The organism is Vibrio sp. TRT 29B02, from assembly GCF_050113655.1.
Lineage (GTDB): Bacteria > Pseudomonadota > Gammaproteobacteria > Enterobacterales > Vibrionaceae > Vibrio.
The window spans coordinates 38,647-63,485 of record NZ_JBNJOJ010000009.1; the positions used below are offsets into that span (position 1 = coordinate 38,647).

Here is a 24,839-nt window from a genome sequence, read left to right on the forward strand (position 1 = left end):
AGGAGTTAAGGATGCATGATGAAATAGACAAAAAAAAGCCCCAAGGCTCAGCTTTGGGGCAATCAATACACTTTGTCTTATTAATGAGACATGGTTTTAAAACAATAACTTCATTTTATAAACTTATCAATATTGATGTCGGTTGAATAATCTACACCTTGCAAATCGAATCCGTTTAAATTGAGGAACTCATGCTTGAAGCCAGAGTAATCACCTAACTGCATGAAGTTGCCGCAATCCATTTCACTGATTAACTGCTTAACTTGTGATTGTGTATCCGCATCAAGTTCCCAGTCATCCATTCTAATCAGCCTTTCACCATCAACAGGGACACGCTCAGAGCCGTAAAGTTTGCTACTAAACAGACGTAGCATTTGCTCGATACATCCCTCATGGGTGCCTTTCTCTTTCATCACTTTATACAGAGCGATAATGTATGGGCTTAGACCTGGTATAAAGACACTCGCTTTGGTTACCAACGCTTTACAGACGGTTGCGTATGCGCCGCCTTCGAAGTTCGCCATTTTCAAATTCAAGGAATGGCTGGTTTGATGCAGGTCTATTTTCGCTCGGCCTAATGTGCCATCAAGGTAGATTGGGTGAGTCAGTTCTGGACCAATATAAGAAAAGGCGATCGTTTTACAACCATGAGCAAGCGACTCTGAATTGATCAGAGCATCGATCCATGCTTCCCAGTCTTCGCCACCCATGACCTTGCGTGTCGCTTCTGCCTCTTCTTCGCTCGCAGCTTCTAGCGTTGAGTTGTACCACTGATCATTTTCAAGCAGTAGCGTAGTCCCTGACACAGGTTGACCAATAGGTTTAATAGCAGAGCGCCAGAACTGTCCTGGTTGTTCTTTTGGTCTCACGCCTGACGCAACACTGTAAATAATCAGGTCAACTTCACCTTCAAAATAGGTTTCGATCGCTTCAATGACGTCATCTTTTATCTGTTTAGAAAAAGCATCGCCATGGATATTTACAGCGATTCGTCCCGCGCGTTTGGCGTGACGTTTAAAATAGTAATTGTTGTAGAAACCCGCAGACCCTGTCCCTTGTTCAGAAGGTGCTTTTTCAAACGATACGCTAATGGTGTCAGCCTGAGCACCGAATGTCAGAGCAATTCGCGAGGCTAGGCCAAAGCCAGATGAACCACCGATGATTAAGACACGCTTGGGCCCGTTGGGAATGAGTTGTGAAGACTTTACATATTCAATTTGGTTAAGCACGGCTTGCTCACATCCTAATGGATGTGCGCTGCGTGCAACAACGCCATCTATTACAGGTTTTATAATCATTTTCTGTCCTTCACCTACTGAGGGTATTCGGAGAAAATTAACGTAAAGCTATGTAAACTTCATTGAGCTAGGGCAACTAGAAGTGATTAATTAACTGATTAGCAACAAAACTTGAAATCCAAGCTTGTGCTTCCGGCTTAGGGTGAAGGCCATCGTCCATCATCCACTCAGGTTTGATAATCACACCTTCAAGAAAAAAGGGCAGTAAAGGGACATCGAGCTTTGCGGCTAATGAAGGATAAACGGCTGAAAAGGCTTCAGTGTAACGCTTGCCATAGTTTGGCAGTACATGGATCTGCATAATGAGTGGTTTGGCATTTGTTTGCCTAATTAATGTCACCATTTGTGATAAGTTGTTTCCAATCAGACCTGGTGGAAAGCCGCGCAGTCCATCATTGGCTCCAAGTTCTATTAGGACGTAGTCAGGTTTGTGCTGCTCTAACAGTTTAGGAAGACGTGCTAAACCATTGCCCGTTGTGTCGCCAGAAATGCTAGCATTGATTACGGTAACATGTTGATCCTTATTGGCGAGATCTTGCGTAAGAAGAGATGGCCATGCTTGCTCGATCGGCATTTGGTAGCCAGCGCTAAGGCTATCACCGAGAATCATCAGGGTTTTGCTATACGCAGGATTAATAAAAGTCAGTAAAAGTACAAAGGAAAGTAGTCGAAACATGCAAACATCCGTAATTAAAGCACACTCATTGTCTAAGATAGTCTCTACTAAACAAGAGCAATTAACAATCCTTGAAGACGTCAATCTAGACATCAAGGAAGGAGAAAGCGTCGCTATTGTAGGGACATCTGGTGCTGGAAAATCGACACTGATGACATTGCTGGCAGGTTTGGACATCCCCACCAGTGGTGAAGTGAACCTTCTAGGACAATCGTTACACACGCTTGATGATGAAGCGAGAGCGGCTATTCGCAGTGAATCGGTTGGCTTTGTGTTTCAAAGTTTTTTACTCATCCCGAGCCTTAGCGCGTTAGACAACGTCACTCTCCCTTGTTTGCTGAAAGGTGAAAGCGAAGATAAGCAAAGGGCGACGACGTTACTTGAATCTGTAGGGCTTGGAAATCGTATCCATCACTCTCCAACGCAGTTATCCGGTGGGGAGCAGCAGCGCGTCGCTTTGGCACGTGCTTTTATGATTCAGCCTAAAGTACTGTTTGCCGACGAGCCAACGGGTAACTTAGATGAACAAACGGCGAGCACGATCATTGAGCTACTGTTTGAACTGAATAAAAAGCATGGTACGACACTGGTGTTGGTGACACATGATCAGAAACTCGCGCAACGTTGCGATAGGGTGTTGACCATGAAAGCAGGCAAGCTGGAGGCTTAGTGATGGGGAAATCAAATTACGGCGCATTTAACAGTCAGATGATACGCTGGAGCATTAGCGAGATCAGACAAGGCCAATTATGGCCAGTCTCGATTGCATTGGTGATGATCATCGCGTGTATATTTGCCCTCACCGCGCTTGCAGAGAGAATGGAACAAGTGGTGGTCAAGCAGGGTAAGCAAGCATTGACCGCAGACACAGTATTTAGCTCGTCAAACCCTTTGCCTATCACGCTCACAAAGCTCGTAGAACAAAGTGGTCTCACTGCGTCACAACAGACACGTTTTGCCACCATGGCATTTAGCGACAATGCGATGAAACTTATCACCGTTAAGTCTGTTGATAGTCGCTACCCGCTGCAAGGGGAGATGCGACTGAGTGATGACAAGGCTGAATATTCAAAAGTGGAACCAGGGCAGCTTTGGCTAGACGAACGGCTATTTGCACAGCTACAAGTTGAAATTGGTGACGCTGTCACAGTTGGCGACGCGGATTTTACCGTCAGCGGGCGAATAGTCGAGGAACCCGGACTGAGTTTTAACCCGTTTCAACAAATGCCATCTGCGTTTATTCATAGTGATGATCTAAGTAAAACAGGTGCGGTGCAAATCGGCAGCAGAGTTCGCTACAGCCTGTTCATTGACGGGAACCCGTCGGAGATTGAACAGCTCAAAGCGAACGTCACATTGACACCCAGTGACCGTTGGCGTGACCAAAATAGTGCTAGCCGAACCAATGAAGTATTTCAGAGAACGGAACAATACCTTTCCCTAACAGTGGCGATCGTGATCATCATGGCAGCGACGACATTGGTGTTAACTTGCCAACACTACGTAGCAACGAGGAAAAGAACCATTGCGATGCTCAAGAGTTTAGGGGCGAGCAAACGTTGGTTAACTCGCTGGTTGCTGACTCAGGTATCCATTCTTCTTATTTCTGCTATTGTTCTGGGCACGTCTTTAGGCATACTGCTTGAGTTTTTGCTAAGAATACCATTGGTCGATTTATTACCTAATCCACTGCCTAGCTATGGTATCAAACCGGCAATAATAGCAATAACCACCAGTATTCTGATTGCCATTCCTGCGTTAGGAATTCCGCTGCTCAATTTGATTAACGTCAGTGCGGTAAATGTGATGCAAGCTGAGCAACATTCTCTGCAAAGTAAGCAAAGATATCTGTTACTTTTGTTCCCACTAATCCCCATGTTAGTCGCGTATTACGACAATTTATTGGTGTGGATAGTGTTAACCGGAATGGGCGTATTGTTCATTGTGTTAGGGCTACTGAGTGTAGTGATTACAAAATCACTCGCTAAGATGCCTTTGTCTCCTCCGCTCAAGTTAGCGTTGAGCAGAATAAATCGTTCTATGTCAGCGACAGGAATCCAGTTCGGTGCTTTAGCTCTCTCTTTGATGTTGCTGGCAACGATGTGGCTAGTACGAACCGATCTGCTATCCGATTGGAGTAGAACCATACCCAAAGATGCCCCCAACGCGTTTGCCCTCAACATCGCACCTTACGAAAAAGAGGGGTACTTGAAAGTTCTGGATGATAACGCTATTGAGCGTTCCCAAGACTATCCAATCATTCGCGGTCGTTTACTTGATATTAACGGGGTTGATGCTAAATCGCTGGCCAATGGTCCTGAGTCGAGTGACGCGTTGAGAAGAGAGATAAACTTTACCTTTGCTGATGGCATACCGGCCCATAATCAGTTGATCACAGGTCAATGGAGTGAAAGCAATGGTGTGTCCGTCGAACAGGATGTGGCCAATGAACTCAACTTATCTATTGGCGATGAATTAGGCTTTGTCATTAATAGCCAAACCGTGACGGCAACCGTTAACTCGATTCGTTCTGTTGAGTGGCGGGATATGAAGCCTAACTTTTACTTTATCTTTACCAAAGACGTACTGGCTAACATACCGGCTACTTACTTAGTGAGTTTTCGGGTTGAAGATAGCCACAACGAATTGCTCAATGGTTTATCTCGTCAATACCCCACAGTCAGTCTGATGGATATACGAGTAATGGGCGCAAAGATTCAACAACTGCTTGAACAGATTGTTTGGTCGATAACATTGCTGGCAGCAATCGGTGTATTGTCTGGGTTATTGTTGATTTTCACCTTGTTGCGTTTGAGCCTAGGGCAGCGACAGGATGAAATTCAACTTTACCGGACGCTAGGAGCGAGTAAAAAGCGTGTAGAACAAACCATTTGGGCTGAATATGGATTGATGTCTTTGATTGCGGCTTTAATCGCATCAATCGGATCAGAAGCTGTCGTTGGGGCTCTGATGGTGTACGGATTTGATCTTAAGCCCAACCTACATCTCGTGCTGTGGATTACACTGCCGTTAGGTACTTTTTTCACATTGGCGCTGGTGGTTAACAGCCTAATAAAAGGCCTACTAACCCCTATAAATAAGGCAGTTAGCTAAATCTATTCGGCCAAGTTGTTCAGTTATCCACAAAAACGGTGGATAAAGTTTGGGATAACTTGGCCTGTAGATAAGTAACAATTTGCCACAAGCCTGAATAGCAAAAGCCCGTCAACGATTTGTTATTCACAGAAGCAATTATTTCTGGTTTCACCATTTTTGAGTCAAGCATTTTTTTCATTTTTTTTTCATCAAAATGGCATTAATTCACCATGCAAAAATTGTGATTTTATTCACTCGTTAATGGCAGTAAAATATCCTGAGAATGAACGAATTAGCCACATTAATGCAATCTGAATCGCAACAAATTCGCACCCCTAGCGTCGCCATTATTGGCGGCGGTATCGCAGGAGCAACGGCCGCCGTCCACATGGCGGAGTTGGGCCTAAACGTACACTTAATCGAGAAAGGATCTGGGCTGGTCAGTGGTCCGCCGATATGCCATCTCCATGCTGGTGGAAATTTGTACAGAGAGATCTCGACTGAACAATGTATCGAGCTACTAAAACAATCTATCGACACCATTCGCTTGTATCCGCAAACCGTCAATAAACGTCCAACGGTTATCGCGGTGCCATACAGTGATGGAGGCTCGCCAGAAGAGCTGTACGAGCGCCTTATTACGATTCAAGACTGCTATGCTGAACTTGTAAAACAAGACATAGCCAACAAAGTGCTTGGTGAACCCGCAGACTACTACAAGTTTTATAGTCGTGATGAAATTGAAGCCCTAGCATGCTTAGAGCAACCTCAAAATCCTACTACCATTGATGAATGGCTGATTCCTTTTGCCAAGCATGTTGATTTGGAGGTGCTAAAATTTCCGGTTGTTGCTGTTCAAGAATATGGGTGGAGTGTTTTTCGAATTGCAGCATCAGCGACGTTGGCTCTAGAAAAAATGCCTAACTGCCAACTAAAGGCACAAACTCAAGTGATAGGTGTTGAAGAGTCAGAGCAAGGTTGGACAGTGGAGTGTATCGACAGAGAGGGAAACATTGAGTTTCTTCAGGTAGATTACTTGGTCAACGCTTGTGGTTATGAGACAGGATCAATCGATGACTTGGCGCAGAAACCACGTGAACGTCTGGTCGAGTTTAAAGCGGCCTATGTGACACATTGGCCACAATGCGAACAACTTTGGCCTGAAGTAATTTTCCACGGACCACGTGGCACACCAAACGGAATGGCACAGCTGACACCTTATCCTGATGGTATTTTTCAATTGCATGGCATGACCAAAGACATCACATTATTTGAAGATGGTTTAGTTGCTTCTAGCGCTGATTCATCACAGCCAAGCTTACCACTGCGGTTGAAAACTAAAATCCACAAAGGCTGGGATGAGGACGTTATTATTCAACGAAGTCGACGTGCAATAGAACATATGGCGCGATTTATCCCTGATTACTCCGTGGCTCATGAGTTCGGTACACCATTGTTTGGTGCACAGCAAATACCTGGCAAGGATGACACATTGCGTGCGGCTGATGTGACGTTTGAAGGCAAGCATTATGCGCGGGTGGAGGTGGTGAAAGGTTCATCAGCCTACGAAGCGGCGGTAAAACTCGTCCAGCAGTGGCAACTGTTTCACTACCAAGACCTGACGATTGAGCAGCTTCATCCGATCACGCTTGCTCTTAGTGAGGCAGAGATTGAGAGTAAAGCGAAGGAGCTGGCGCAAGCGAGAACATATCCACAGCAACTCGCTCAATATTATGGTCAATAGCGGTTATTAGGGCCGCGTGGCCCTAATAACCGAAGAATCGTGCCCATTGACACCACACATCCTGCAAACCCAGTAAATCACCCCGTACAAAGCGGACTTTTTGCCCAGGTTTCGCTTGCGCAAGGCGAGGCAGGTCAATCCTTGCCACACAACCGATTTTTGGATAGCCGCCGATAGTCTGCCTATCATTTAGAAGCACTATGGGTTCACCACTGGGCGGGATCTGAACTGAACCTAATGCAATTCCTTCGCTTAAATATTCTTTTTCCGGCGCTGCAATCTTATTACCACAGAGTCGATAACCCATGCGATTGATCAGTTGGCTGACATCAAATTCAAGATTGTACAACCCATTAATCGCGTCACGTGTAAAATCACCTACTTGATAACCTTCTATTAGACGTAGTTCGATAGGCAGGTTGTAGTCCGGTTTATAGCGGAACGTCATTTGTACTGGTCGACGACGGGGGACATGCGGCGCAAATTTGAGTACATCTCCAAGTGATAGTGGACAGCCTGATGTTAACCCACCCAACTGATCTCGCGTTACGGTCGCGGCACTGCCTAATTGAGGTGGAACGATGAATCCGCCTTTAATCGCTAGGTAACTGCGTAAGCCATTTTTAGGTAGTCCAAATGTAAGACGTTGACCTTTGCTCGCTTTAAACGTTGACCAGTTTTCAAGTGGTTGCTCATCCAGCCGTGCGGCAAGATCACCACCAGCGATGGCCATTTCGCAGCTTGAATGAATAAGAAACTCTGCCTGACCTAAGGTTATTTCAAGTGTGGGCATATTGACCGTGTTGCCCAATAAATGGTTCGCCCAGCTATAGGCGTAGTCATCAACAGGCCCACCTTGTGTTATACCAAAATGCGCAAGGCCAAATCGACCAAAGTCCTGGATCAAAGTCTGTTGACCCGGCTTAATGACTTCAACGTAGCACTCGTTTATCATTGCCATCCCTCAGTTATTTGCCCGCCTAGACTAATAAATTCATCTAATTCAATGCGTTTTAAACGTACACGTGTACCGATAGTAAAAGGCAGGATAGGGTGACTATTGGGATGGTAAAGGTCGATAGGACAATTGCCTATGATGTTCCACCCTCCAGGACTATCGCTTGGATAAATCGCGGTTTGGTGGTTCGCGATACCGACGCTGCCCTTTGGTAAAGATACCCGAGGAGTGCGTTTTCGTGGCAGTTGAATAGCGGGGTCAACTTGGCTAAGAAAGGCAAATCCTGCTGAAAATCCAATCGCACCTACCGTGTACTCAATATCGCAGTGGCGTGAAATCACGTCCTCAATGGCTATTCCTTTTTCAGTATAGAGTTCAAGGTCTGGACCCACCGAAACATCATAATAGATAGGCAGCTCTAAGATATCTGGCTGATGGTACTCCGGCATGTGATGCAACGCTTCGGTCACGAGTTTTTCCAAATAGGGGACGAACTCAAAAATTGAAATGCGGTGAGGAAGGTAGTCAATAAGGATTGAATCAAAGGAGGGAGTGACATTCATCACCCAGACCCCAAGCTGGTTGCTGAGATAATGACTGATTTCTCCAATGACCCAAGAGAGGTGGTCGTTAGGATCACTATGAAAACGGATTAAAATTGAACATTCCGCAACGGGATCAATGGACGTGTCAATGTTCATTAGCCCGACCTCTCTTGTTGGATTAACGATCTGATTTTCTCGATGATTTTGATTCCCTGTTCGTTATCACCATGCACGCAAATCGTGTCTGCATCGAGAGCAATAGAGAATCCGTCTATCGTGCGAACTTTCCCATACTGAACAATTTGTTGAACTTGATTGAGAATATCGTCTTCGCTGCTAATAACGGCGTTCGGCATACTGCGGGGCGCAAGTTGTCCATTGGCTTGATAGCGTCGATCAGAAAAAGCTTCAAATAACAGAGGCACATCATATCGATCGGCGATGTCGAGGAGTCGTTGATTATCTGTGATAGCGAGAGTCATTAAAGGTAAGTTAAAGCTAGAGACAGCATCAACCACGGCCTCAAAGATAACCATATCTTTTTGCATGTCGTTATATAGTGCCCCGTGGGGCTTTATGTAACTGAGCTCGCAGTTGTGGCTTTCACATAACCCTTTTATCGCTCCAATTTGGTAGATAAGCATCGCAGTAATTTCTTCTGCTGGCATTGGAATACTGCGTCTGCCGAACCCTTGCAGATCGGGGTAACTGGGATGCGCGCCGACCTTAACGTTATATTTGATCGCAAGTTTAATGGAATCACTCATGATCTTAGGGTCGGAGGCATGAAATCCACATGCGATGTTCGCCATGTCAATATGTGGCATGACTGCTCGGTCATTACCCATTGTCCAAGAACCGAAGCTCTCACCCATATCACAGTTGAGACTGATTGAACGTTTTATCATCAATGAAAGAATTCCCTAATCAAATCACCTAGTAACATGTTTCAATTCACTAAATTAAACAGTGATCGGTTTCATTTTTTAGCCAACAAACTTAAAAAACTAATTTGTTATTTGTGTAAATAACTATTGATAAGTGGAATAATATAATTTGCTAATATTCTCAGGTTCGTGAATGTATAAAAGATCTCTATTCTCCATTGTTGTTATCACAGCTTCGACGGTTGCTCATAGCGAAAGCGATCTCGATGAATTGGTATCTATGAGTTTAGAAGAACTTTCCCTACTGCATGTAACTGTTGATACTGCGTCGAAGTTCTCTCAAGACCTGGCTGATATTCCTGCTGCGGTTTATGTACTGGATGGAGAGCGGATTAAGCGAAGTGGCGCAAGATCGTTGGCTGACGCTCTTACTCTAGTGCCGGGGCTTAGGGTGAGTCACTATTCCGCGGCGGAACCGATCGTTTCTTCACGTGGTTTTCACAGTGGCCTATTTAATAAAATGTTGGTTCTTCAAGACGGACGTAGCCTTTATAGCCCGATATATGGTGGCGTCTATTGGGCGGATGTTGATTATCCGATCGAAGACATTGACCGCATAGAAGTGCTTCGTGGGCCTGCTGGGAGTATTTGGGGTGGGAATGCGGAAAACGGTGTGATTAACATTGTGACGAAGTCAGCGACGGAAACGTTAGGTGGGCAAGTCTCCTTTAGTTATCAAAAGTATGGCAGTTATGATCTCTCGGTACGCCAGGGTTTATCGCTATCACCAAACACATATGCTCGTGCTTACTATAAGCATAAGTCTGAAGTCTACCAGCCCATCACACCAGATACGCGCTGGAACATGCACAATGCAGGCATTGTTGTCGAGCGGCCTCATCAGTGGATATTCCGCCTAGGAGGAGAGAAAAGTAGCGTTATTCAAGATATGTTCACGGTTGACTACGCTAATGGCTTTGCCACTGGGACAAGTTATACCAATGAAACCATCACTAGTCATTCCTATTACGCACAACTCGATACTCGCCAAACTCTCTCAGACAATACAGAAAGCAATTATCGCTTCTGGCTTCAACAAAACGACGACTCTGCTTATGATGCCCCCGGGAAATATTCAACTTTTGACGCCGAGTTCAACTTCTCGACACAACTGACTCCGCGGCAGAAGATTATCTATGGCGGTGGTTACCGCTACGTCGCTCTCGATCTAATGCATCAGTTCTCGGGCTATGATCTCAACTCAGTGGATTATTATGTACGCTTGTACAATATCGACTCTGCTGCCGACAGTATTGTAAATAGTTATATCCAGCATGAAGGACAATGGACTAACAAGCTAAAAACGGTTGTGGGTGTTAAAGCTGAGTATTTTGAACAGGGAGATAACTTAGAATTTTCTCCGCAACTAAGAGCCATTTACGATATTGATTTCATTAGCAGCGTATGGGCTGGAGTAGGCAGGGGTATCGTTGCTCCTTCTTATATGGATACCAACTCCATTTTCATTGCCAATCAATTGTATTGTCCAGCAGGAAGAGATTGTTCAAGTGATTTCCGTCATCTTGAATACTTCTATCAACTGACCCTGCCTTCGGCAGAGCGAGATCTAGAAAGTGTCATTACCTACGATATAGGCTATCGCTTAATTACGGAGAATGTCGAGCTTGATGCGTCTGTGTTTTACAGCCATTACGACAATATCGATGGCGTCGAATATCAAGGGCGTTATCCGGGTTATGATCAAATTGACATCTACCAGTTAACTTACAGCTATGTTGTCGACTCTTATGGGGTAGAAATTGCCACTCGTTGGATGATCAACGACTCTTTGTCCTTGTATGGTAGTTATAGTTATCTCACCCTAGATCATGATTGGCAGCCTTCGTCTACGAGTAACGGAAGTGCAGAAGGAAGCATATCTATAGATTCTCAACATTTGGCGTCTTTGCAAATGTTATGGCAGGTCACTCAACAAATTCAATTTGACCTCTTGCTCAACGGGCAAGAGGTGAATTACGTGAGTAATGCCCATTTGGACAATTACCTCACGCTCGATGTGAGGTTGGCGTGGCAAGCTAACCCTAGTGCGCCGTTAGTTGAACTATTGGTACAAAACCTTGCCGAGAATCAGGGATTCTATGAAGACATAAACAGTTTTTACTTGCGTGAGGAACTCGTCGCGTTGAGGCTGAGCTATGAATACTAGGCATTTTCGCTCATTCTGGCTTATTGTTATTGGACTACTTCTGGGTAGTAAGCAAGTTTGTGCCGCGCCGTATAGTGAAGATCAAATTAAGGCCGTCTACCTTTATCGCATCGTGAGCTTTATTTATTGGCAAGCGGAGGAGCAGATGGGTAGCATCAATATTTGTCTTCCCGACAGTGAAAAAATCCGAAATCTACTCTCCGAGATTACCCAAGGCAAAATGGTACGAGGTAAGCCTATTCGTATTACTAGCGACAATTGTAATCTCGTCTATTTATCGCAAAGAAGCAGTTTGTCGCTGCTCAACTCTTATCCCAAAAGCACGGTTACTGTCAGTGACGTTACGCGTTTTACTGACTACGGCGGCGCCGTGGAGTTGGCGACTAAAGCAGGACGAATAAAACCCAAAGTTAACCTCGGCAACCTTGGCAGCTATCGAATATCTTCAAATTTATTACGTGTTTCAGACGTTGAGGGGAAGCGATGATGAAATCACTCACCGATCTGTCACTCAAAAGTAAATTGATCATACCGATCATCGTGTTTACTGGACTTGTTTTCCTATTGTCTCAGGGGTACGCGTTTTACCATGCTGTGGATACACAGAGAGATAATCTAATCAACCGAGTCAGTGTGCTGGCCAAAGGTGTGGCGTATAACTTACAAGCGGCGATTCTATTTGATGACAGTTTAGCCGCGACGGAAGTGTTGGATGCTTTCTCTGCGGATGAAGAAGTGGCTAGGGTTAAACTCTACACTCCTGACGGTCAATTGTTCGCTATGTATGAGAGAGAAGGCCTTGCAGCACCAGTTCCGACAGAAGGACAACGGAATGAGATCAACCGACAAGGGTATTCGATCGGTAAGGATCATATTTTCTTGCTGGTTCCTGTCGAGCTAGAACAAGAAGTGATTGCCAAACTGAGGGTAATTATATCGAAATCCTCCTTCCAAGAACTCTATGATAGCGCGTTGTTCAATAGTCTGATGTTATTGTTCTTGATGGTGTTAGCTGGCGTTGTATTGTTCATGACAGTGCAGAAGTACATTGTCGAACCAGTCTATCAGTTAAATGTCGGTATGCGTTCGTTTATCGACAAAAAGAAAAATACTCTAAATGTACACCCTACGGCCAATGACGAAATTGGCGCGCTGGTTCGTGCCTTTAACACCATGCTGGATAGATTGAAGCAAAGAGACCAACAAGTTGAATACACATTAGATAAGTTGGAAGAAGAGAAATCGTTCGCCAATGAAGTGGTCGAGGCGGTAAAACATGCACTTGTGGTGGTCAATTCAACCGGTGAAATTATTCATTTTAATGCTGCCGCTTGCCAAGTATTCCGTTGTACGAGTGCGTTTCTTAAAGGTGCGAATATTCTCGACTTTATTGGTGGGCGAAACTCGGCGAGCATTAAACAGGCACTCAAACAGCAGCAGGAATTTATCGACCAACAGTTTTGGGTTAAGGATGTGTTTGAACAGCGCCAGTTACTTCAAGTCAGTTGCGCCAAACTGACCAAGTTAGGTCAGCTTCTGTTTGCGATTCAGGACGTTACGGAAGTTGAACTAGCGCTACAGAGGCAGCGACTCGCTGCCGGCGTGTTTGAACACAGTCAGGACGCGTTGATAGTCACTGATGAAAATGACGTTATTACTATGGTCAACCCTGCATTGACATTGTTGCTTGGCTACCCTCAAGAGTCATTATTGGGAAAAAACACCGACGATATCTTCGAATGGCAGCAATTCCGCTCTCTTATGCCAACAATTAAAGAGGCGGTAATAAATTATGGGCAATGGCAAGGTGAGGTATGGGAAAAACACATCTACGGACATCAAGTTCCTATGTTCGTAAAGGTTTCGCGTATCGTAAACAATGACGATGAGAATGCATTTGACTATGTTTACATTTTAACCGATTTGTCGAACCTTAAAGAGATGGAAAGGCTAGAACATCTGGCGCACCATGATTCCCTTACCGGTCTAGCGAATCGAGCCAAGCTATATCGGGTACTGACGGAAGTACTCAAAAGTGAACAAGAAAACAGAACTGGTTTCGCGTTACTCTATCTCGATTTGGATGGGTTTAAAGGGGTGAATGACACCTATGGCCACGACGCGGGGGACGAGGTGCTTAAACAGGTATCAGAACGCCTTTTGTCACAGGTGAGAACCAATGATTTAGTCGCAAGGCTCTCCGGTGATGAATTTGTGGTGTTAATCAACAATACGACCAAGCAATCAGTTTCTGTGTTGTCCGAGCGTCTAATCGCTTTGATCCATAAAGACATTGTCTATAAAGGCCGTGTTTTGAACGTAGGTGCTAGTATTGGCGTACACTTTGTAGAGGACTACGACGAGAGTATGGACGAAATGCTTAAAGCAGCGGACACGGCAATGTACCAAGCCAAGGCGAGTGGAAAAGGTCGATTTGTCATCAATCAGGATTGATTGTTCTGCTAAGTGTCTCCCTATCCTGTATTTTACCCCGACTTTTGGTTAATATTTGCCTTAATAATTCAAAAGGTTAGTGATATGAATATTTTGGTTACCGGCGGCATGGGCTACATTGGCAGCCACACCTGTATACAGATGATTGAAGCTGGTATGACGCCAGTCATCTTTGACAATTTGTACAACAGCAAAGCATCCGTACTGGATCGTATCCAAGGTGTAACGGGCGTTCGACCGATGTTTATCGAGGGCGATATCCGCGATAAGGCGCTGCTCGTTGATGTGCTAAAGAGTAATGACATTCAGGCGGTTATTCATTTTGCTGGGCTTAAAGCGGTCGGTGAGTCGGTCACCATGCCTCTGGAATACTATGACAATAACGTCAATGGTAGCTTGGTCTTGGTTGCTGCAATGCGCGAGGCTAATGTGAAAACACTCGTTTTTTCGTCTTCTGCAACTGTGTATGGCGATCCAGCGAGTGTGCCAATTACTGAAGACTTCCCGACTAGTGCGACGAACCCTTATGGTCGCAGTAAATTGATGGTTGAAGAGTGTCTATCCGATTTTCAAAAAGCGAACCCTGAGTGGAGTATTACGCTTTTGCGCTACTTCAATCCTGTTGGCTCACATCCATCAGGTGAACTCGGTGAAGATCCGCAAGGCATTCCAAACAACCTTATGCCTTTCGTCTCTCAAGTCGCTGTTGGTCGTCGAGAATTCTTGTCTGTATTTGGCAATGATTATCCAACCAAAGATGGTACGGGTGTTCGAGATTACATTCATGTGATGGATCTATCAGATGGTCACGTTGCCGCGTTAGACAAGGTCGGTCAAAAGTCGGGTCTACATATCTATAACTTGGGGACAGGCAATGGCTACAGTGTGATTGAAATGGTAAAAGCTTTTGAACTTGCCTCTGGCAAAAATGTCCCTTACCAGATTGTCGCGCGTCGCCCCGGTGATATTGCAGAGTGTTGGGCTGATCCAAGTAAAGCCAGCAAAGAGCTTGGTTGGCAGGCGAAGCGAACTCTTGAAGAAATGACGAGTGACACATGGCGATGGCAGTCGAACAATCCACAGGGTTACCCAAATAAATAGCAAAAAAAACCACCGCAAATGCGGTGGTTTTTTTACGCTTGATACAAAATAGGCAAAATTGTCTCAGCGCGGAGGGGAAACGTTATTCCACCTCTTTATCTTTACCTAGCGATAGTATCCACAGAGAGATTGCAGCGACTACCGCAAAGCCAGATAAAATGATAAAAGGCATGGCACCATAGCCGAGGATATGCCAGATAACGGATTCTAAAGTACTCATATTCTGTGCTCCTTATTGCCAGCCTTCAACACCGTGCATGTCAGGCAGCTTGTGTGCAATACCTTTGTGACAGTCAACACACGTTTTCTCACCAGAGGCTAGGGCAGTAGAGTGCTGTTTTGCACTACGCTGACCTTGCTCAGAGAAATCCATATATTCAAACTCGTGACAGTTACGACATTCTAGGGAGTCATTCTTCTTCAAACGGGCCCATTCACGTTCAGCTAAGTGAGCTCGACGCTCTTGGAACTTCTCAGGTGTGTCGATCGTTTTAGTGACGAAATGAGCGAACAACTCTTTTGAAGCCTGAACTTTACGCACAATTTTATCAGTCCATTCATGCGGAACGTGACAATCAGAACAGATAGCACGTACACCAGAACGGTTTGAATAGTGAATGGTTTCCTGAATCTCAGCAACGATAGGAGCGTGACAGCCAGAGCAGAATTCCTCTGTATTGGTTGCCTCCATCCCCGTGTTAAACGCGCCCCAGAATAGAAGACCACCAGCGAAACCCATAAATAGAACTACACCGACCGCAGCTTTACTTGGGGTTGCCAATCGTTTCCAAAACGCTTTCAATAATTTCATAGATAACCTCTTATTTACTCACGTGCTGCTTATTTAAGCGCATCGACACTCTTGAACTCATTTTCAACAAGCGGTTTTGCGTTGGCTTGAGGAACGTGACATTGAAGACAGAAGTAACGGCGAGGTGATACGTCAGCCAGTACTGCGTCTTCGCGGTTAACGTAGTGCGTTACACTGATCTTGGTTGCGCCCATCTCTTTTGCATTCTTCCAACTGTGACATGCGAGACATTTGTTCGCATTCAGAGATACCTCATAGTTGCGAATGTTGTGAGGGATCAACGGTGGCTGGTAAACAAAGCTACTGTCGAGTACTTGTTCACGTGGGTATTTTTTAAACTCATCAGCAGGGCGAGTTGCTTCTAATTCACTCACGCCACGTAATGATTCTAAGCCACCAATACCACCAGGATTATCAAGCTCAGCTACAGCCGCACCACTCATTAAAGCACCAACAGATAACAGTGCAATTAGGAATTTTTTCATTATTCATTCTCCGCCTATCGGCTAAATTCTTATCCCTGACTGACGAATCAGTCAGGGCATGCAAACTTACGCAATCTTAGTGATCTTGACTGGACACTTCTTGAAGTCAGTCTGTTTAGACAGAGGATCAGTCGCGTCGAGGATCAGTTTGTTAATCAGAATGCGTGCATCAAAGAACGGTACAAAGACCAAGCCTTCTGGTGGACGGTTACGGCCGCGAGTTTCAACACGTACACGTACTTCACCACGTTTGTTTGCAATCAGAACTTCATCGCCACGACGGATACCACGCGCCTTCGCATCAGCAGGATGCATGTAACAGACTGCATCTGGAACGGCTTTATAAAGTTCTGGTACACGACGTGTCATAGTACCTGTGTGCCAATGTTCTAGAACACGGCCAGTACATAGCCACATGTCGTATTCAGCATCAGGCGACTCTGGTGGCGCTTCGTAAGGCGCTGAAATAATCAGTGCTTTACCATCTGGCTTACCGTAGAAGTCCCATCCTGAACCTGCCTTCGCATATGGATCTAAGCCTTCTTTGTAACGCCATAGTGTTTCTTTGCCATCGACAACAGGCCAACGTAGACCGCGAACTTGGTGGTAAACATCATAAGGTGCTAAGTCATGACCATGGCCGCGACCAAATGCCGCGTACTCTTCGAAGAGACCTTTTTGTACGTAGTAACCGAAGTGGTGAGCATCGTCATTTAGCTCACGAGCTTCTTCAATTGGGAACTTGTTGACAACGCCGTTGGCGAACAACATGTCATACATAGTCTTACCACGGTATTGAGGTGCTTTCGCAAGTTGTTCTTCTGTCCAAACTTCTTCCATTTTGAAGCGTTTAGAGAACTCCATCACCTGCCATAAGTCAGATTTAGCTTCGCCAACCGTACCGACTTGCTGGTACCAAGCTTGTGTACGACGTTCTGCGTTACCATAAGCGCCTTCTTTTTCGATCCACATTGCTGTAGGTAGAACAAGATCCGCAGCTTGTGCTGTTGCAGTAGGGTATGGATCAGAACATACGATAAAGTTTTCTGGATTACGATAACCTGGAAGACGTTCGCCGTTAATGTTTGGACCCGCTTGCATATTGTTGTTACACATTACCCAGTAAGCATTTAGCTTTCCGTCTTTAAGCATACGGTCTTGTAGTACTGCGTGATAGCCAGGTTTTGGAGGAATAACACCATCAGGAATGTTCCAAATGCCTTCGGCAATCTTACGGTGTTTTGGATTTGCTACGACCATATCTGCTGGTAGACGGTGAGCAAATGTACCAACTTCACGCGCAGTACCACATGCTGATGGCTGACCCGTTAGTGAGAATGGGCTGTTACCCGGAGTCGCAATCTTACCTGTCAGTAGGTGGATGTTGTAGATTAGACTGTTCATCCAAACACCACGAGTATGTTGGTTCATACCCATAGTCCAAAGCGACATTACTTTAGTGTCAGGATCTGCATACTGTTTAGCAAGTTCGATCAGTTGCTCTTTAGACACGCCTGACATCTCAGAAGCTTTTTCTACCGTGTACGGAGCAACTGATTTTTTGTACTCTTCAAACGAAATCGCAGACATCTTGCCTGAGTTAGGATTTGCCGCCGCTTTTTGCAGTGGGTCATCGTCACGTAGGCCGTAACCGATATCAGTATCTGCTTGCTTAAAGTTGGTGTGTTTGTTTACAAAGTCCCAGTTTACCGCGTCATTTTGGATGATGTAGTTAGCGATGAAGTTTGCAATTGCTAGGTCAGACTGAGGTTCAAAGATGTAACCTTGGTCTGCCAATTCGAATGAACGGTGGTAGTAAGTTGATAGCACGTTGACTTTAACGTGTGGGTGACTTAGACGACGGTCAGTAATACGAGTCCAGAGTACCGGGTGCATTTCTGCCATATTTGAACCCCAAAGAACGAATGAATCTGCGTTCTCAAAGTCGTCATAACAACCCATTGGTTCATCAATACCGAAAGTACGCATAAATGCACCTACAGCTGATGCCATACAGTGACGAGCGTTAGGATCGATGTTGTTAGAGCGGAAGCCAGCTTTCATCATTTTAGCGGCTGCGTAACCTTCCATCACAGTCCATTGGCCTGAACCAAACATACCTACGCCAGAAGGACCTTGCTTTTTAAGTGCTTCTTTCCATTTTTCAGCCATGGTGTCAAATGCAACATCCCAAGAGACAGGAGTGAATTCACCCTCTTTGTCATATTGGCCATTTTTCATGCGTAGCAGAGGCTGTGTAAGACGGTCTTGACCATACATGATCTTTGAAAGGAAGTAGCCTTTGATACAGTTTAGCCCCTTGTTAACAGGTGCTTCTGGGTCACCTTGGGTAGCCACTACTTTTCCGTTCTGTGTCCCTACAAGAACAGAACAGCCAGTACCACAGAAACGACAAGGCGCTTTGTCCCAGGTAATTTTTGTTTGGTCTGAGCTAGCGATCAGGTTGGTCGCAGACGCTGGTAGAGTGATACCTGCGACTGCCGCTGCTGATGCTGCTGCGTTTGCTTTCACAAACGCTCGTCTTGTCATCTTCATACTTCACCCTCGATTTGGGAATGTTGAGTTCCAGTGTTATTGTCGTTTAATTCGTTGTCATCGAGACTGCTTTCAATTTGGTGGTAAACCAACGCAGTGCTCAATACATTCGGTAAATTGTTTATTGCTTCGATTGTGTCGGTGATAAAGCCCTGGTTTTCCGTTTCTAAAACCACGACTATTTTCCCTTCAGGGCTATCAGCATAAATCTCTGCATTATCGTTTTGCTCAATCTGTTGCTTAACTTGGTTAAGATGCTCAGGAGAGCAGTGGACGACTAAGCTAGAAATATGCACTTCGTTAAGTGACATTGTTCGATTCCGTTTAAACTAAATTGCTCACATTGATTGACGAAGTAGGGCATACAGAAACACATGCGCCACATCCGCTACATTCATCAAACTCTATTTTCGGTTGTGCGACTTTGCCGATTTGTAATTGGAATTTGATTGCCATGGTTTCGCACATATCGCCACAGCTTCGGCATTCGACATTATTAATCGCCAAACAGCTTGCGCTGATTGACGCTTTTGCATTCCAAGGTTGTTGTGATTGAGGCAAAAATAAGGGTTCAGGGCATGCTTCGGCACACTGATAGCAAAATGTGCATTCATCAATCGAAAAATCGACAGTAGGAAAACCACCGTCACCTTTGACAATGATGTTCGTTTCACAATTCTCGGCACATTTTCCGCAACGGGTGCATAAATCTGTAAAAACACCAGAATCTGCCAACCAAGGGAGCTTGATTGCGGTATCATCGATTTTGTTGCGAGAAAAAAAGCTGCGCTTTGCTAGATCGACCACTGAAATCCCTAATATCACAATTATTGTAGACTAAGCTTAGCTCACAATTGCCATTAACAAACTGTCATTTAAGTTCATACAAATTGTAGTTTTTGACATATTTGTATAAATACCCCTTAGGGGTTAATTAGCGGGGGTTGTTGTTTTAGATCAATAAATTCCGACGGCTTTGATCACATATTGTGCGTGTCGCACAAACTGGGTAGAACAAATATCGGCGATAGATTCAACAAGTGGTGAGACAGTGTTAAAAAGTGTGAAAAACTCCGTTACGAGAACCATTGCCAAAGCGATGGGCCTTATCCTTGCACTCTCGGTGGCGACAACGAGTTTTGCCATCATCACTTTGGCTTCCAGTCTCAATGATGCTGAGGCAGTCAACGTAGCAGGATCGATGCGTATGCAGAGCTATCGACTTGCGCATGATATCCAGTCACAATCTGTTGATTATGAAGCGCACATTACCATGTTTGAACGTTCTGTTTATGCACCGTCGATGAAGGCGTTGCAAGGCTGGACAGTACCCGACGATATTACCCATGATTACTACCGCCTGATTGTACGTTGGCACGAACTCAAGCAGGTGTTAAAGAGTCATGACAGGGATCGTTATTTGATCCTCGTTGCTGGATTTGTCAATCAAATCGATGCTTTTGTATTCAAATTACAAAACTTCTCGGAGCAGAAACTGATCAAGCTCGCATGGGTTGGCGGATTAGGTCTTGGTGGGATTCTTATCGTCGGCATCTTTGTGGTTCATTACACACGACGTGAAATCGTAAGACCTTTGAACGCATTGGTTTATGCCAGTGAACAGATCCAATCGCGTTCATTTGACGTTGAGCTCAATGTTTCGAGCGACAATGAGATGGGGATTTTAACCCGCACTTTCAACAATATGGCTGCAGAACTTGGTAAGCTGTATCGAGGGCTTGAAAAAGCGGTTAATGAGAAAACGCAGAGGCTTCAACATGCCAACAACTCGCTGAAAGTACTATATAAATCATCGCAGGAACTCACTGCTTCGAGGATTGGTCAGGATAACTTTGAAGCCATCTTAGCTCACATTGCAAGCTTAGAAGGCATCGCGGCGGTTAAATTAGAAATCACTGCCGAGGGTGAACGTCCACTAATACTGACACAAGGTGTCGAATGTGCCGGATGCGATTCGAACTGCCAGAGCCAGCCGTTGTCATTAGATGGCGTGGAGTTAGGGACGCTTTATTGGAAAGTATCATTGCCGTGTCCGGATCAAGCTCTGATCGATAACTTTGTCCAAATACTTTCGCGGGCAGTCTATTACAATCAGGCGCAAAAACAGGCTGAGCAACTGCTTCTGATGGAAGAGCGTGCGACCATTGCCCGTGAGTTACATGACTCATTAGCGCAGTCGTTATCGTATCTCAAGATTCAAGTCTCTTTACTTAAAAGAGGAATTGCTAAACTACCTGATAGCAAAGAGCTTGATAACACGACGCCAATTCTTGCTGAACTTGATACTGGGTTGTCGGCGGCTTACACCCAGCTAAGGGAGCTTTTGACGACCTTTAGATTGACGATCAAAGAGGGCAGTTTTGGAAACGCACTGAGTGAAATGACGTCTCAGTTGGCAGAGCAGACTGATGCAGAAATCATTTTAAGCAATGAATTATCATCCATTGAACTAGATGCAAATCAACAAGTACATCTACTTCAATTGATAAGAGAAGCAACCATAAATGCTATAAAGCACGCAAATGCACAACACATTTGTATTCAATGTCATGAAACCGATACACACGTCCTAGTCTCGGTCAGTGATGATGGTGTAGGGTTTGATCAATCAATTGAAAAGCTCAACCATTACGGATTAAGCATTATGAAAGAGCGCGCCTCTCGATTAAGTGGAAATCTTGTCGTTAACAGTCGTGACAATAAAGGTTGTGAAATACTATTAGAGTATCCCAAGATTAAGGAAACGAACATTGACCGTATGTAGAGTATTACTAGTGGATGATCATCCACTGATGAGACGTGGTATTCAGCAGCTCTTGAGCTTTGAAGACGATTTTGATGTGGTGGCGGAAGCAAGCAATGGCGCTGATGCCGTTGCCAAAAACCATGAGCATACACCTGATCTCGTGTTACTCGACCTCAATATGAAGGGGATGTCTGGACTTGATACGCTTGGGGCACTTCGTGCAGATGGTTGCGATGCAGCAATTGTTATCCTCACAGTATCAGACAGCCCGGCAGATATTGAAGCGATCGTCAAAGCAGGCGCTGACGGCTATTTACTTAAAGATACGGAACCTGACGAGCTGGTGGAGCTACTGCGTTCATCGTTACGCGGTAACAAAGCGTACAGCCGAGAAGTAGCCAAATATCTTAGCGAACGTGAGAACAGCACGGACGTCTTTGATGAACTCACAGACCGTGAGTTACAAATCTTAAAAGAAGTGGCAAAAGGCTTTCGTAACAAACAGATTGCAGACACACTTTTTATCTCTGAATCGACGGTGAAAGTGCACATGAAAAGCCTACTTAAGAAGCTCAAGGTACCGTCTCGCACAGCAGCAACCGTGTTATACCTAGAACGATACGGTGATAATAAGTAACTGTCACCAATACAAAAAAGGGCGCTGATAGCGCCCTTTTTAGTGCCTAGTCGGCGAATTACGCGTTCATTGGAACCAGTACCATCGTACCAATGATGACCGTTGCCAAACCACACAGTACAGGAACCGAAGTACGTTTCACGACTTCGAACGGACTGATGTTTGCCATACCTGAAGTTGCTACGATAACACCTGATACTGGCGAAATAGTACGACCTAGGTTAGACGCCTGTAGCATCGGAATGATTAGGAACGCTGGGTTGAGGCCCATTTTAGCGGCTAATGAAGGAGCAAGCTCTACGAATGCGTAAAAAGGCGCATTACCTGAACCCGTCGCAATGGCCGCGGCAACTGTTAGACCAGTCAAGATCAGCATCAAGGCAATACCGCCTGCGCCCGCTGTTTCTGCTAAGTGCAGTAGGTTATCAATAGCGCCGACAGACATAAGACCTTGAGCGAACACACCAGCTGCGACCAATAGCATCACAACACCTTTAAACGCGTCAGCCATACCTTGGTAACAAGACTCTAGGTCTTCAAGGGTTTTTTGTCCGTCAAAACGCTTAACAATATAATCAACCAAAGCGCCGATGAAAATCGAAAGCACTACAATGGTGTAGATGTCTAGTTTGAGGCCTGGGATAGTACGACCGTTAAACAGGAACACACCAATAATCGGTAAGAATGGTAACACGGCATAAAACGCTGGCGCGTTTACTTCAATCTCAGAAACATCGACTCGCTCCATTGGAGAGTTTTGTTTTTGATCGAGGTATTTGTTCCAAAAGAAAGCGGCTACTGCCATCACGATGATCGCACAGATTGAGACTGGAAGTACGGTTTGGACGGCGAATACATCCAAATCTAATCCTGACTTCTCAGCTGCAATGACCACATCTCCAGACGTTGGTGAAAGAATGATCGCAGCAGGGGACGCACAAACAGCAACCGCAGCTGGACGAGAAATGCCCATAGCCGTCATCATTGGGAATAGTGTTGCCATTAATAGAACACCAAGGCCTGTTGCAGAACTCACGGCTAATGACATGAGACACGCGACAATATAGGCTGCAACGAGCAGTACGTATGGAGACTTGATGACAGAGAGTGGTTTTGAAAACTGTTTTACTACAACATTGTTAGCACCAATATGAGTCATATAAGCAGCAAAGCCACATAACAGCATGATCTGCATACCTAAACCGCCACCACGGTACTGAAGCATGTATTTGACGTACTCTAGTGCGTCAGTGACCATGTTTCCTGTTGATGTGATCTTTGCGGGCAATACGGTGTGGCCGATAATCCCCGTAACAATCAACAGAAAAATACCGGCAGTGAGTAGGACACCAGCGGGTTTGTAGCCTTTGACAATGAAATAGCCAACGGTGATCGTCACAACGAGGCCAATCAAGAGTTCCAGCATAGAAATCTCCTCAAGATATGAAAAATATAAAGAAACTGTTTCAAACTATGTCAAAGAATGTACAGAATTCTATCTTGTGGCACGAGGGCAATTTGCCGTTCTAATGATCTGGAACAATAATTCGATAAAGCTTTTGCAGTTAGAGATATGTATTGTAATTATGTGGTTTCTTGGATGTTAAAATTACAGCCAATGATTGATGGGGCATATACAAAATGGGGAGGAGGTATTGTTCTCAGCGAGAGTTTTAGGACAACTTATTTAAATCGCCGTTTGTCACATTTTACTTACTCAATAGCTCAAAGTTGTGTGTTGCGAGCGGATGGATGGCCTCTAGTGGAGCCGGCATTGCAAGAAAATACCCTTGGAACATATCGATCTCTAACTGACGCATTGCATCAAGCTGCTGTTGAGTCTCAATACCCTCAATTACCGTTTTTGCATTGAGTTTTTTTGCAAGGTTAATACTAGACAGCAAGCCGCTTTTATCGCCGTCCATGCACGATAGCATCAATGTACGATCAATTTTTATTATTCCGGGTCTTAACGCTTCAACCCGTTTTTGGTTTGAGGCATTTATACCATAGTCATCTACTGCGATTGTGAACTTATTCTCAGCAAGTTTGTCCATCGCTCGGCGCAGGTTCTCTTCACTCGATGCAGCGAGTTCAATCACTTCCATGACAATTTGCGAGCTACTTAGCTCAAGAGCTTTGAGACGCTGATTGAGCAAGCAAGAATCAATACTTTCGATGGCGAGATATTCCCCAGCAGACGGGAGGACATTAAGGAAGAGTTGCAGATGACGGTATTTTGAACGCGCAAAGTTTCGAATGTGAATGACTCGACTTAAACGCTCTACATTGATCTTGTCATCAAAGTCAGTCTGGTCAGAATGGAAAAAGAGATCAGGGCGGACGCAACCATGTCCTTCACGGTGAATCCTTACCAAAGCTTCAACACCGATAACTTGGTCCTGGCGGTCGAAAATCGGTTGGAACACACTATTGAGTTTTAGGTCTTTATAAGTGCCGACGTACTGCGAATTTTCATTGATGGAAAGGCAATCCACAAATTGCTGCTTAGTGGATAGAATCATACCTACAATAGACCTCGATAATCGACAAAGTTAACCACAGTGGGTTGTTCTCAACATTGCGACATAATATTG

22 protein-coding genes are annotated in these 24,839 nt (G+C 44.9%); 9 read left to right on the forward strand and 13 right to left on the reverse strand.

From position 1 onward, the window contains the following. Positions 1-110: 110 nt before the first annotated feature. Both fabV and tesA read right to left on the reverse strand, forming a co-directional pair. Positions 111-1,298, reverse strand: coding sequence for an enoyl-ACP reductase FabV (fabV, locus tag ACQEXT_RS07370; RefSeq protein WP_138971204.1), 1,188 nt, complete (start codon positions 1,296-1,298; stop codon positions 111-113). Positions 1,299-1,374: 76 nt separating this feature from the next. Beyond that, a complete protein-coding gene (gene tesA / locus ACQEXT_RS07375; protein WP_269374818.1) occupies positions 1,375-1,974 on the reverse strand; it encodes a multifunctional acyl-CoA thioesterase I/protease I/lysophospholipase L1 in 600 nt (199 codons plus the stop codon). On the opposite strand from tesA, the gene ACQEXT_RS07380 reads away from it, so the two are divergent. The 3 genes from ACQEXT_RS07380 (at position 1,973) to ACQEXT_RS07390 (ending at position 6,814) form a co-directional block, all read left to right on the forward strand. Beyond that, positions 1,973-2,644, forward strand: a complete 672-nt coding sequence (locus ACQEXT_RS07380) for an ABC transporter ATP-binding protein (protein WP_138971206.1) — start codon at positions 1,973-1,975, stop codon at positions 2,642-2,644. The genes tesA and ACQEXT_RS07380 overlap by 2 nt on opposite strands. 2 nt (positions 2,645-2,646) lie before the next feature. After that, positions 2,647-5,088: an ABC transporter permease gene (locus ACQEXT_RS07385; RefSeq protein WP_426951296.1), complete on the forward strand. Its 2,442-nt coding sequence runs from the start codon at positions 2,647-2,649 to the stop codon at positions 5,086-5,088. Positions 5,089-5,374: 286 nt separating this feature from the next. After that, on the forward strand, positions 5,375-6,814 hold the full coding sequence (locus ACQEXT_RS07390) for an FAD-dependent oxidoreductase (RefSeq protein WP_426951386.1): 1,440 nt from the start codon (positions 5,375-5,377) through the stop codon (positions 6,812-6,814). A 22-nt stretch (positions 6,815-6,836) separates the two neighbouring features. Here the strand turns inward: ACQEXT_RS07390 and ACQEXT_RS07395 are convergent, their stop codons facing one another. Genes ACQEXT_RS07395 through ACQEXT_RS07405 form a run of 3 tightly spaced genes read right to left on the reverse strand, consistent with a single transcriptional unit; the run spans position 6,837 to position 9,225 of the window. Continuing rightward, complete coding sequence (locus tag ACQEXT_RS07395; protein ID WP_426951297.1) at positions 6,837-7,769, reverse strand: biotin-dependent carboxyltransferase family protein; 933 nt, start codon at positions 7,767-7,769, stop codon at positions 6,837-6,839. Then, positions 7,766-8,473 (reverse strand): 5-oxoprolinase subunit B family protein, encoded by a 708-nt coding sequence (locus tag ACQEXT_RS07400; RefSeq protein ID WP_426951298.1) that lies wholly within the window; start codon positions 8,471-8,473, stop codon positions 7,766-7,768. Before ACQEXT_RS07400 ends, ACQEXT_RS07395 begins: the two co-directional genes overlap by 4 nt. Beyond that, positions 8,473-9,225, reverse strand: a complete 753-nt coding sequence (locus ACQEXT_RS07405) for a 5-oxoprolinase subunit PxpA (protein ID WP_426951299.1) — start codon at positions 9,223-9,225, stop codon at positions 8,473-8,475. The genes ACQEXT_RS07400 and ACQEXT_RS07405 overlap by 1 nt, the downstream gene beginning before the upstream one ends. 172 nt (positions 9,226-9,397) lie before the next feature. Here ACQEXT_RS07405 and ACQEXT_RS07410 point away from each other — a divergent pair, with 172 nt between their 5' ends. From ACQEXT_RS07410 to galE, 4 genes are all read left to right on the forward strand, one after another. Beyond that, positions 9,398-11,431: a TonB-dependent receptor plug domain-containing protein gene (locus tag ACQEXT_RS07410; RefSeq protein WP_426951300.1), complete on the forward strand. Its 2,034-nt coding sequence runs from the start codon at positions 9,398-9,400 to the stop codon at positions 11,429-11,431. Next, positions 11,421-11,918 (forward strand): YfiR family protein, encoded by a 498-nt coding sequence (locus tag ACQEXT_RS07415; protein WP_426951302.1) that lies wholly within the window; start codon positions 11,421-11,423, stop codon positions 11,916-11,918. The genes ACQEXT_RS07410 and ACQEXT_RS07415 overlap by 11 nt, the downstream gene beginning before the upstream one ends. Next, positions 11,918-13,885, forward strand: a complete 1,968-nt coding sequence (locus ACQEXT_RS07420) for a diguanylate cyclase (RefSeq protein WP_426951387.1) — start codon at positions 11,918-11,920, stop codon at positions 13,883-13,885. Before ACQEXT_RS07415 ends, ACQEXT_RS07420 begins: the two co-directional genes overlap by 1 nt. An 84-nt stretch (positions 13,886-13,969) precedes the next feature. After that, a complete protein-coding gene (galE, locus tag ACQEXT_RS07425) occupies positions 13,970-14,986 on the forward strand; it encodes a UDP-glucose 4-epimerase GalE (RefSeq protein WP_426951304.1) in 1,017 nt (338 codons plus the stop codon). An 82-nt stretch (positions 14,987-15,068) separates the two neighbouring features. Here the strand turns inward: galE and ACQEXT_RS07430 are convergent, their stop codons facing one another. The 6 genes from ACQEXT_RS07430 to napF form a co-directional block, all read right to left on the reverse strand. Continuing rightward, positions 15,069-15,206 carry a TIGR02808 family protein gene (locus ACQEXT_RS07430; protein WP_138971215.1) on the reverse strand — a complete coding sequence of 46 codons (138 nt, stop codon included), beginning with the start codon at positions 15,204-15,206 and terminating at the stop codon, positions 15,069-15,071. A 12-nt stretch (positions 15,207-15,218) separates the two neighbouring features. Next, a complete protein-coding gene (locus tag ACQEXT_RS07435; RefSeq protein WP_269374808.1) occupies positions 15,219-15,797 on the reverse strand; it encodes a NapC/NirT family cytochrome c in 579 nt (192 codons plus the stop codon). 29 nt (positions 15,798-15,826) lie between these two features. Next, positions 15,827-16,282 (reverse strand): nitrate reductase cytochrome c-type subunit, encoded by a 456-nt coding sequence (locus ACQEXT_RS07440; RefSeq protein WP_426951305.1) that lies wholly within the window; start codon positions 16,280-16,282, stop codon positions 15,827-15,829. A 66-nt stretch (positions 16,283-16,348) separates the two neighbouring features. Beyond that, positions 16,349-18,838, reverse strand: a complete 2,490-nt coding sequence (napA, locus tag ACQEXT_RS07445) for a periplasmic nitrate reductase subunit alpha (RefSeq protein WP_426951306.1) — start codon at positions 18,836-18,838, stop codon at positions 16,349-16,351. Beyond that, positions 18,835-19,149, reverse strand: a complete 315-nt coding sequence (locus ACQEXT_RS07450; RefSeq protein WP_426951308.1) for a chaperone NapD — start codon at positions 19,147-19,149, stop codon at positions 18,835-18,837. The genes napA and ACQEXT_RS07450 overlap by 4 nt, the downstream gene beginning before the upstream one ends. Positions 19,150-19,162: 13 nt before the next feature. After that, a complete protein-coding gene (gene napF / locus ACQEXT_RS07455; protein WP_426951309.1) occupies positions 19,163-19,645 on the reverse strand; it encodes a ferredoxin-type protein NapF in 483 nt (160 codons plus the stop codon). A gap of 244 nt (positions 19,646-19,889) precedes the next feature. Between napF and narQ the strand changes: the two genes are divergently transcribed. Both narQ and ACQEXT_RS07465 read left to right on the forward strand, forming a co-directional pair. Continuing rightward, positions 19,890-21,623 (forward strand): nitrate/nitrite two-component system sensor histidine kinase NarQ, encoded by a 1,734-nt coding sequence (gene narQ / locus ACQEXT_RS07460; protein ID WP_426951311.1) that lies wholly within the window; start codon positions 19,890-19,892, stop codon positions 21,621-21,623. Then, positions 21,610-22,242: a response regulator gene (locus ACQEXT_RS07465; protein ID WP_138971224.1), complete on the forward strand. Its 633-nt coding sequence runs from the start codon at positions 21,610-21,612 to the stop codon at positions 22,240-22,242. The genes narQ and ACQEXT_RS07465 overlap by 14 nt, the downstream gene beginning before the upstream one ends. A gap of 58 nt (positions 22,243-22,300) precedes the next feature. Here ACQEXT_RS07465 and dcuC read toward each other — a convergent pair whose 3' ends face one another. Then, positions 22,301-23,668, reverse strand: coding sequence for an anaerobic C4-dicarboxylate transporter DcuC (gene dcuC, locus ACQEXT_RS07470; RefSeq protein ID WP_426951313.1), 1,368 nt, complete (start codon positions 23,666-23,668; stop codon positions 22,301-22,303). Positions 23,669-23,951: 283 nt separating this feature from the next. Then, a complete protein-coding gene (locus ACQEXT_RS07475) occupies positions 23,952-24,767 on the reverse strand; it encodes an EAL domain-containing protein (protein WP_426951314.1) in 816 nt (271 codons plus the stop codon). Positions 24,768-24,839 lie beyond the last annotated feature (72 nt).

What these genes read in the sequence shown, in the direction of transcription:
- ACQEXT_RS07420 (WP_426951387.1), top strand. Translation starts at nt 11,918, where the DNA reads ATGAAATCACTCACCGATCTGTCACTCAAAAGTAAATTGATCATACCG.
- ACQEXT_RS07390 (WP_426951386.1), top strand. Translation starts at nt 5,375, where the DNA reads ATGCAATCTGAATCGCAACAAATTCGCACCCCTAGCGTCGCCATTATT.
- ACQEXT_RS07415 (WP_426951302.1), top strand. Translation starts at nt 11,421, where the DNA reads ATGAATACTAGGCATTTTCGCTCATTCTGGCTTATTGTTATTGGACTA.
- ACQEXT_RS07450 (WP_426951308.1), bottom strand. Translation starts at nt 19,149, where the DNA reads ATGTCACTTAACGAAGTGCATATTTCTAGCTTAGTCGTCCACTGCTCT.
- napA (WP_426951306.1), bottom strand. Translation starts at nt 18,838, where the DNA reads ATGAAGATGACAAGACGAGCGTTTGTGAAAGCAAACGCAGCAGCATCA.
- ACQEXT_RS07430 (WP_138971215.1), bottom strand. Translation starts at nt 15,206, where the DNA reads ATGAGTACTTTAGAATCCGTTATCTGGCATATCCTCGGCTATGGTGCC.
- dcuC (WP_426951313.1), bottom strand. Translation starts at nt 23,668, where the DNA reads ATGCTGGAACTCTTGATTGGCCTCGTTGTGACGATCACCGTTGGCTAT.
- ACQEXT_RS07380 (WP_138971206.1), top strand. Translation starts at nt 1,973, where the DNA reads ATGCAAACATCCGTAATTAAAGCACACTCATTGTCTAAGATAGTCTCT.
- ACQEXT_RS07410 (WP_426951300.1), top strand. Translation starts at nt 9,398, where the DNA reads ATGTATAAAAGATCTCTATTCTCCATTGTTGTTATCACAGCTTCGACG.
- ACQEXT_RS07475 (WP_426951314.1), bottom strand. Translation starts at nt 24,767, where the DNA reads ATGATTCTATCCACTAAGCAGCAATTTGTGGATTGCCTTTCCATCAAT.
- ACQEXT_RS07395 (WP_426951297.1), bottom strand. Translation starts at nt 7,769, where the DNA reads ATGATAAACGAGTGCTACGTTGAAGTCATTAAGCCGGGTCAACAGACT.
- ACQEXT_RS07400 (WP_426951298.1), bottom strand. Translation starts at nt 8,473, where the DNA reads ATGAACATTGACACGTCCATTGATCCCGTTGCGGAATGTTCAATTTTA.
- ACQEXT_RS07440 (WP_426951305.1), bottom strand. Translation starts at nt 16,282, where the DNA reads ATGAAAAAATTCCTAATTGCACTGTTATCTGTTGGTGCTTTAATGAGT.
- tesA (WP_269374818.1), bottom strand. Translation starts at nt 1,974, where the DNA reads ATGTTTCGACTACTTTCCTTTGTACTTTTACTGACTTTTATTAATCCT.
- ACQEXT_RS07435 (WP_269374808.1), bottom strand. Translation starts at nt 15,797, where the DNA reads ATGAAATTATTGAAAGCGTTTTGGAAACGATTGGCAACCCCAAGTAAA.
- galE (WP_426951304.1), top strand. Translation starts at nt 13,970, where the DNA reads ATGAATATTTTGGTTACCGGCGGCATGGGCTACATTGGCAGCCACACC.
- ACQEXT_RS07405 (WP_426951299.1), bottom strand. Translation starts at nt 9,225, where the DNA reads ATGATAAAACGTTCAATCAGTCTCAACTGTGATATGGGTGAGAGCTTC.
- fabV (WP_138971204.1), bottom strand. Translation starts at nt 1,298, where the DNA reads ATGATTATAAAACCTGTAATAGATGGCGTTGTTGCACGCAGCGCACAT.
- ACQEXT_RS07385 (WP_426951296.1), top strand. Translation starts at nt 2,647, where the DNA reads ATGGGGAAATCAAATTACGGCGCATTTAACAGTCAGATGATACGCTGG.